Annotated in this window: 11 protein-coding genes; 8 read left to right on the forward strand and 3 right to left on the reverse strand. The window is 60.2% G+C overall.

Annotated elements, in window-relative coordinates; translation table 11 throughout:
* Positions 1–28 precede the first annotated feature (28 nt).
* Positions 29–220: a hypothetical protein gene (locus ENZ74_RS13995; RefSeq protein WP_013530778.1), complete on the reverse strand. Its 192-nt coding sequence runs from the start codon at positions 218–220 to the stop codon at positions 29–31.
* A gap of 199 nt (positions 221–419) precedes the next feature.
* On the opposite strand from ENZ74_RS13995, the gene ENZ74_RS14000 reads away from it, so the two are divergent.
* Positions 420–848: a DoxX family protein gene (locus ENZ74_RS14000; protein WP_063168563.1), complete on the forward strand. Its 429-nt coding sequence runs from the start codon at positions 420–422 to the stop codon at positions 846–848.
* A gap of 49 nt (positions 849–897) precedes the next feature.
* Here the strand turns inward: ENZ74_RS14000 and ENZ74_RS14005 are convergent, their stop codons facing one another.
* Positions 898–1,203: a hypothetical protein gene (locus tag ENZ74_RS14005; protein ID WP_013530780.1), complete on the reverse strand. Its 306-nt coding sequence runs from the start codon at positions 1,201–1,203 to the stop codon at positions 898–900.
* 73 nt (positions 1,204–1,276) lie between these two features.
* Positions 1,277–1,546 carry a hypothetical protein gene (locus ENZ74_RS14010; RefSeq protein ID WP_063168562.1) on the reverse strand — a complete coding sequence of 90 codons (270 nt, stop codon included), beginning with the start codon at positions 1,544–1,546 and terminating at the stop codon, positions 1,277–1,279.
* A gap of 215 nt (positions 1,547–1,761) precedes the next feature.
* Between ENZ74_RS14010 and ENZ74_RS14015 the strand changes: the two genes are divergently transcribed.
* The 7 genes from ENZ74_RS14015 to ENZ74_RS14045 form a co-directional block, all read left to right on the forward strand.
* Positions 1,762–4,095: a hypothetical protein gene (locus tag ENZ74_RS14015; RefSeq protein WP_063168561.1), complete on the forward strand. Its 2,334-nt coding sequence runs from the start codon at positions 1,762–1,764 to the stop codon at positions 4,093–4,095.
* Positions 4,096–4,161: 66 nt separating this feature from the next.
* Positions 4,162–5,457, forward strand: coding sequence for a hypothetical protein (locus ENZ74_RS14020; protein ID WP_063168560.1), 1,296 nt, complete (start codon positions 4,162–4,164; stop codon positions 5,455–5,457).
* Positions 5,458–5,493: 36 nt separating this feature from the next.
* The gene (locus ENZ74_RS14025; RefSeq protein WP_063168559.1) at positions 5,494–6,285 is read left to right on the forward strand and encodes a class I SAM-dependent methyltransferase; all 792 of its coding nucleotides are present in this window, start codon (positions 5,494–5,496) and stop codon (positions 6,283–6,285) included.
* A 482-nt stretch (positions 6,286–6,767) separates the two neighbouring features.
* A complete protein-coding gene (locus ENZ74_RS14030) occupies positions 6,768–7,478 on the forward strand; it encodes a glycosyl hydrolase 108 family protein (protein WP_063168558.1) in 711 nt (236 codons plus the stop codon).
* Entirely contained in the window at positions 7,475–7,690 is a 216-nt protein-coding gene (locus tag ENZ74_RS14035) for a hypothetical protein (protein ID WP_063168557.1), read from the forward strand. Before ENZ74_RS14030 ends, ENZ74_RS14035 begins: the two co-directional genes overlap by 4 nt.
* 1 nt (position 7,691) lies before the next feature.
* A complete protein-coding gene (locus ENZ74_RS14040) occupies positions 7,692–7,925 on the forward strand; it encodes a phage-related exported protein (RefSeq protein ID WP_013530787.1) in 234 nt (77 codons plus the stop codon).
* Positions 7,861–8,137 (forward strand): hypothetical protein (locus ENZ74_RS14045; protein ID WP_206522281.1); only part of this gene is annotated, 277 nt, incomplete at its 3' end. The genes ENZ74_RS14040 and ENZ74_RS14045, both read left to right, overlap by 65 nt.

Genomic DNA, 8,137 nt, shown 5'->3' on the forward strand with positions numbered 1-8,137 from the left:
CCGGAGAGCCGTTCGGGCCGGCGTGTCGTCAGGCCGGCTTCAGCCGCATCGCGGCGAGATACATGAGCGCCGAGGCGGCCTGCCCGCGGTCCCAGCCGGCAGCCTCGACCTTGCGGAGCAGGGCGTCGAGATGCGGAGCCAGCATATCCCTGCATTCCTGTTCGTAGGCGGTGCTCATCGCCGGATGCCGCGGTGCGCCGATGGTCAATGCCTTGGCCATGTCCGTTTCCCCCTTTGAGGGAGCAACGCTATACCGTCGGCCGGCAAACCGAAAATCGCTCCTTGCCGTCGGTGTGAGGCTTCGAAGCCTGCTTCGACCCGCGGCAAGCGCCCTGTCGAGAAAAATTGGCCTGGTGTGTCGGATCTGGCGTCCGTCGCGCGTCCTAGGAGCGAGCAACCTGCAAAGCTGGAGAACGAGCATGTCGTCGCAAATCACTCAATCGCCGTGGCAGACCGCGGCCCTTCTCATCGCCCGGCTGATCTTCGCCGGCGTCTTCCTGATGGCGGTGACGTTCAAATTCATGGGCATGGCGGCCACCGCCGGCTATATCGCCGCCGCCGGCTTTCCGTTTCCGCTGTTCCTGGCCTGGTGCGCGGCGATCCTGGAAGTCGCGCTGGTGCTGTGCTTCCTGACCGGCGCCTTCTTCACGCAGGCGGCCCTTGTCGCCGCCGCCTATGTGCTGTTCCTGGCCCTTGCCTTCCACGGACCCAGCCACTGGGCCGGCAACCAGGCCGAGTTCGGCTTCTTCATCGACCATTTTTCGTTCCTGGCCGGACTGCTGTTTGCGGCGGTGCATGGACCGGGCAAGGTGCTTTCGCTCAATTTGGGATGGCCGGGCAGGGCTTGAGGCGAGGGCAGTGGGCCACCGCGGACGCATGCCGGCCCGCCGGCACCGTTCACAGCTGGTCGTTGTAGGGTTCCTTTATCTTGCCGACCATGCGGGCCAGCTTTGAGAAGGACGGCAGCTCCGCCTCCGGCTGGCACTGGTTGGCGAGTTCCAGCAGCCGGATCGGAAAGTTGACGGCGTCGCGGCTGGATGCGGACATGCCTTCGGATCGTTCCTCGTTGGTTTCGCCGGCCTCGGTCTTGCGCAGGGCCAGGTCGATTTCCTCCGCCGTCAGCACCCCCTTTTGAACCAGGAGACGATTGATCGAGGCGACGGCCATCAACAGGCCTTCGAGTTGCAGGTTGGCGACATTCATGGCGATTGCTCCCGTGGCTGGGGTTGAAACGCACGAGCGGCATTTCCGCTCCAGAAAGGCTGCGGGCGAACGCCTATTCCTGCGTCAGCCGTTCGCCATATTCGCGCCACAGCGCCTTGACCTCCAGGTTGCCGAGGCTGCCGATCGAAACATCCCCACAGCTGATGGCGACGGCGCCGACGTCGTATTGGGGGTAGGCGTTGGCGACGAAACGGATGGCTTCGCCCAGCGAACGCACGCGGATGACTGGATCGGCCTGACCCTGGCCGGTGCTGCACACGCCGGAAACCGTGGCTGGTGCATGCCGCATCCTGAACACGGATGCCATGGCTGGTCTGTCCATCGTCCTCTCCCACAAGGCCGTGCGACGGGAATCATTCCATGAGCTTCGACGAATGATTTCACACCTGCCGGCTTATGACCAGCCGCCGGCAAAAGCAGGGTTTTACGCGCTTTGCCAGCGTCGCTCAGCGCGGGAGTTTCGACCAGACTAGGAATTTTTTCTCAGAAAGTGGTTGACGGGGTGAGTGCAGCTTCGCCTTCCAGACGCTGAACCCTGTGATCGGCACCGACGACATTGTGCTGTCGTTCTACCAGTCCGACGACACAGTCGGGGATATCCAGGCAGCCGCGCAAGGCATCATCGACCAGGCCCAGGCCGCTGCGGACGTAGCGACGGGCGCCATGACAACCGTGCTCGATCCGCAATTCGCGACCAAGGCGACGGCGGAGGCATTTTCCCCACCGATAGCACCCACATACATCCGCACCGCCTTCTACGACAGCTCTCAGGTGGCAGGCAGTGGCGCTGTGTACCGCAAGAATGGAACGAATGTCGGGGATTTGGTGATCATGCTGAGCGATGGCATGACGAAGACAGGCTATACGCTCGCCTCGACCCCGGTGACGGCATCAATGCTCGGGGCGCGTGGTAACGGTACAAATGCCACGGCTGCTATCAGTGCACTGCTCGCGGGCAGCTATCCGCATGTGCTGATTGACGGCTCCTACCAGACCGACGGCAACCATACGATCTCGACAGCGAAGAAGCGCGTCGAATGCCTGGGCGGCTCTGCCCTGATCCTGCGCGCGCCAGTCGGTGCCGTTACCGGCCACCATCCCGTCATCGATATCGCTGCCGATGACGTCCTGATAGACGGGGACCTCACGATTGATGGTGGATCACATGCCGGCTACCAGGCTTCTATCGGTATTCGCGTCGGCCTCTCCACTGGTGCACGCCGGAAGCGGCCGACAATCCGCGGCGTGAAAGTCCGCAATCTCGGCCTTGCCGGTGTGATGGCGCTCTGTGTCGACAGCCCGACGATTGAGGACATTGACGGCTATAACATCGTCACGCCAACCGGCGGCGAGTTTGGCGACACGGTTTACGTGGCCGGCGTCCGCAAGCCGATCGTGCGCAACATCCGGTCGGCGAAGTGCAAACGCGACGGTGTCGTGTTGACCTATACGGGGAATCTAAACACCACCGACGTGTTGGTCGACGGGGTTTTCGCCGATGCACATCTCGACAGCCCCTCCGCCGGTGTCTGGGTGGAGATGACCGGTGCGCGAGATCCGCGAGGGATCATAACTAACGTGGTGGCGAATGACTGTCTGATTGGCGTAGCTGCGACTGACGCCAACAGCGAGATCGTCATTTCGAATGTCAAGGCAATCGGCAACCGGCTCTCCGGTAGTTCTGCCGGTAACGTCTTCGGCGTTCAGATTCAGTCGGGCCGGCTCGATAACTGGTACATCGATCGCTACAACACAGCCCTGCAATTGGAACCAAACGGCGAATATCAGTTCGCCCTCAGCTCGCAAGTTGGATCGTTTGCGATTAGCGAAACGGTCAGCGGCGGCACCTCTGGCTCGACCGGAACCCTGCGGTTCCAACATTTTGAAATCGTCATTACCGGTTCAACCCTCGACTATGAACTCGGTGAGACGGTGACAGGCGGTTCATCCGGCGCGACGGGCATCTTGGTCGACTTCTTTGCCAACGTGCTGAGGGTCTTGCCGATAAGCGGAACGTTTCAGGCCGCTGAAACAATCACTGGAGGCACCTCTGCGATTGCCAAAACGGCAAACAGCGCGACCCAGCGCATCTATGTGCGCGGTTCGGCCGGCATCTTTCGGGCTGGCGAGACTATCACGGGCGGAACGTCAGGTGCCACAGCCGTAATCGCCGCGCCCTACCAGACGCCACTTGCGATCGGCCCGGGCACGTTGATGAACTGCTCGACCGACGCCATTGTCGTTGCGAACGTAGTGACACCGGCGAGCCTTAGCCTTTCTGGCATCAGGGGAAACACCCAGTCGCATGGCGTCCGGTTCAATCTTTCGGTGGGCCAACGGCTGCGCAAAGCCAGTCTCAGGGACATCGCCCTGAAGAACCCGACCTCCATTGGCGTTGCCTTTCGGGTAACCACCGGCGGCGCGATAGACGAAATGCTGGTCGATGGCTTTGACATGACGGAATGGGTTGGCGATGGCACCGGCAGTTCCATCACGGCCGGCACCGTGACCAGGTTTATTGGCGGCAACAATCCCGGCCTGCAGGGGACGTCGAGTGTGCCGATCAATCTGAGCGTTAACACAACGCTGTCCGGGCTTCACAACCGGGCACTCTGCCACAACAACAGCGCCGGCGCGACGTGCACACATACGCTGCCGCCTGCCGTGCCTGGCCTTCGGATCGGCTTTGCCGGGGTACACGCAACCCATGTCATGAACATCGAGCCCAACGGGACGGACACGATCAAGGGCGGCGGTGCAGGCAAATATCTCATTCTCGATCCCGGCGAGCGTGTAACCCTGGAGGCATACGCAACGGGCTCATGGGTGGTCAGCGCGACAGTCGGTTGGGCGGGCGATTTCGAGTTGTGACTTTGTCGTTGTGAATGACCGAATCGCCTAGGTTGCTTTTTTGATCCAAATAGTCGAACGAAAGATATGGTCCTCGCTCTGTGGTCAATGGTGGCCGTGACCACCTTTATACTTGTGGCCCGCCACAATCGGGTTTCTGTTGTAGCGATTGGCTATATCGGCCTTCTTGCTTATTCGGTGCCCGCGCTGATTGGCTTCACGCGGCCTGTGAGCGCGAAAGGATTGGTGCCATATCTTGAGCCGGCGTCGTCGGAAGCAATTCTGGTGATGGTCGCTGCTTGGCTAGGGTTCGGGTTGGCGCTGCTGCTGATGCCTTCGTCTGTGGGCGGCAGGCGTCCCCCTTGTTACCAACTGCACCCGATGCGGGTCATCTGGTTCATTCGGTGCGCGCTGATCATTTCTTTAGCCTGCTATGCATGGATGGCAAACAGGGCTGGACTTGAGTGGTACGCGATGGAGCGTGCCGACATCTATGACGCCGTCGGTGGGCTCATTTCCATCGTGTGGCGTTGGGTCAGCGGCATCGGTCTTCTGGCATCAATCTATTTCGATAGGCCATGGGGTCGCGGCGCTCGTATTTATCAAGCCATCTTTGCGTTAATGGTCGCACTTAATGCGATCGCGGGTGATCGGACGGTCCCGGTGATCTTGGCAATGGCGTTTGCCATCGTGTTATTGTGGGAGTGGCCGATAACGAAGGCGGCCCTGCATTGGAAGGCATGGGCGATCGGGCTGGCGACGCTTGCGATCATCTTCTTTATGAAGCCCTTCTATCTGGCCTACAAACGCGACCTGCCGTTTGGCAGGATGCTGACAGGCGGTTCTGATCCGATGGCTATGGTGGCCTCCTGGGAAGCCTTCGGCACTCATGAAAACATCGAAGGGCTGATTAGGAGTAGCACGACCTATCCATGGTGGAACACGGTTCGCGATACCTTGGCGCAACTGCTAATTCAGCCGTCGGCCTTCGGCTTCGACAGCACTGGGTTCAACACGGTGCTCCAGACCCAGATATTTTCACAGGCGTTGTACGGCTTGGCTGGTACATTCTGGGGGCAGGCGTGGGCGATTGGCGGTATTCCCGTTGTGATCGTATTTGGGTTGATCTATGGCGGAGCGTTGGTGGCGTTGCATCATGCTTCGCTCAAAAGTAAGGGTATGTGGTTCTTCTTCTGGATCATCCTCGGCAGCGTGATTGGGGTCTATGCGCACCGGAATGCCTTGGAGAATGTTCTTGCGCAGGCACGGCAGCCATTCGTCGGTTTCGTGACGATTCAGGTCTTGGTGTGGGTACTGCTCTTCGGGCGCTTCCATACCAGCATTCCGGCTGTTCCGATTGTGGGTCGAGACTACGGCAAATGAACTGACGTTGAGCGGCGCCTTGGGGGAGGCAAATGAATGGTGGAGCAGGTATATCTCGATCGGCAGCATGATCGTCTTGTATTCATCGACCAACCAGCCGACGAAGGATTCTGGGACGATCGTTGGGCGCAATCCCTAACAGCAACGGACATTCGGAAAAAGAGCGTCTTTGTCCAGCATGTTACCCGAAAGTATTTAAGCCCGCCTGATCGAGTGATTGATGCAGGCTGCGGTGTGGCAAACACAGTCTTTGGGCTCCATCACGCCGGGTTCGAGGCATACGGACTAGACTTTGCCCCCGTAACCATCGCTAGAATCAAGAAGCACGCCCCCGAACTTAATATCGTTCTCGGCGACGTGCGAGAAATGCCATTCGAGGATGCCTTTTTCGAAGGGGTGTGGTCCTTAGGGGTGATCGAACATTTCAAGGATGGTTACGCATCGATCATCGAGGAGGTACGCCGAGTGCTGAAACCTGGCGGACTCCTTTTCCTAACTGTCCCCAGCGTGTCGCCATTGAGGCGTCTAAAGATGCGGCTCGGTCGATACGAAGATGTGAGTGCCGCGGACATGGCTCGATTTTACCAATTTGCCTTCACCCCGAACGACACAATTAGAACGATCAGCGGGATGGGGTTCCGGCTTTTGGAAAGTCGGTCCAGGGGCGGATATCTGGGGTTGATGCGGGAAAGCAATCTGTTCAAGCGCCTGCTTGAACCATTGTATGAGAGCCGGTCGCGACCGATGGTGACCTTACGACGCGCGATCGACTTAGTGATCAGTCCAGTATCGTTTCACACAAAGCTGTTCGTCTTCAAAAAGAACTAGCTGAAACTGAATTTTCGAACTCCGACCTCAGTTACTTGTATCCAGCACGAGTTGTCGCGGCGCTTCGACTGAAGTCCTGTTGATCATTTCCGCAGCGTCAACGCGCCGAAGACTCATTCATTGATCTTTATCCTGACGGAGCTTCTCATCGATGTCTCTCAGGCTTTTGTTGTACGCTCGCGTCTCTCGCCGCACCCCTATCGTGGCAATAACTACCCACGCGATAGAGAAGGCGCCGATGAGGACTCCTAAAACTAAATGTCTTATGTCAGGCATATGTGCTTTTGCGCGTCCTAGGTGCGTCAATGACTTACCGAGCGCACGATTCTCTTGCCGATACTCAGAATTTTAAGTCTGTATCTGCCAACTTGGCGAATGATATCCAGAATCATAATCGCCCGCGCCAAGCCTAACCTCCACCCGGCGAACATACCAAAAATCAAAAACTGAACAACTGCCCGGAAGGGCGGAAAGGAAACACCATGGACCGCAACTTCGCGCGGGCGCTTGCGCTTGTTCTCAAATCGGAAGGCGGGTGGTCGGACCATCTGGCCGATCCTGGCGGCGCCACCATGAAGGGCGTGACGCTTGCCAGCTTCCGCCGCTATGTGAAGGCGGGCGCGACAAAGGCGGATCTGCGCGCGATCAGCGACGCGCAGGTCGCCACCGTCTATCGCCGCTTCTACTGGGACGCTGTGCTCGGCGCCGAGTTGCCCGATGGCGTCGATCACGCGGTATTCGATTTCGCCGTCAACAGCGGGCCTGGCCGGGCGGCCAAATATCTGCAGGCGGCCGTCGGCGTTGCGCAGGACGGCCGGATCGGACCGGTCACCGTCGCGGCGGCCAAGGCAAAGCCGGCCGGTGTGACCATCGATGCACTTTGCGATGCGCGGCTGGCGTTCCTGAAGCGGTTGCCGACATGGGCAACATTCGGGCGCGGCTGGTCGGATCGGGTCAGGTCGGTGCGGGTTCAGGCCCTGCTGATGTCGGCGCAGCGCCCCGCCGCACCGGTGACCGCGGCGGCGCCGCCCAGGGTCGAAACATCGGCCAATGGGGCGCCGTCGGTTCGTCTCGAGCAGCCGACGCCCGGCGGCAAGACGGCTGCCGTGGCCGGCCTCCTCGTTCTCATGGCCGGAGCGCTCGCGGCCGTCCGGCATCAGATCGCCGATTTTTTCGGAAGCCTGTTTCGATGACATGGTTCAACACCAATGCGCTGCACAATCTCCTCAACACGCTGATCGCCATCATCTGCGGCGGCGCGCTCGCCGGCTTTGACTGGACGCTGCTCGGCGTGAGCGACCGCACCGCCCTTCAGATCAGCGGCGCCATTGCCCTTGCCAAGATCATCATCAACGCGGTGCGTGACGGGCCGCGCGGCATGGTCGCGCCGGCCAAGGAGACATGAGATGGGAACACTCGCTTTCGCGCTGCTTGGCCAGGCCTGGCCGTATCTTCTGGCAATGGGCGCCGCGCTCGCCGGTGTCTGGACGGCCTACGCCAAGGGCAAGGCCAACCAGAAGGCCAGGCAGGATGCCGCCGACGCCGCGGCGCGCACCGAAGCCCAGGAGATCGACGATGCCGTCGCCGGCCGGGCGCCGGACGACAACAGAGGGAGGCTGGCCAGATGGTCAAAATCATAGCGCTCTCGCTCCTGCTGGCCGGCTGCACCACATCAGGCGGATCGTTCTGCGCGGCCGGGCATCCCATCCGGCCGACAAGGGCAGAGGCGGCGGCCCTTTCCGACGCGTCGGTGGCGGCGATCCTGGCTCACAACGAAAAGGGTCAGAAATTTTGCGGCTGGAGGCCATGATGAACGATCTTTTCGACCTGCTCGGCATCAAGGGACCGGTCG

The sequence above is a fragment of the Mesorhizobium sp. M7A.F.Ca.CA.002.15.2.1 genome (assembly GCF_003998715.1).
GTDB lineage: Bacteria > Pseudomonadota > Alphaproteobacteria > Rhizobiales > Rhizobiaceae > Mesorhizobium > Mesorhizobium ciceri.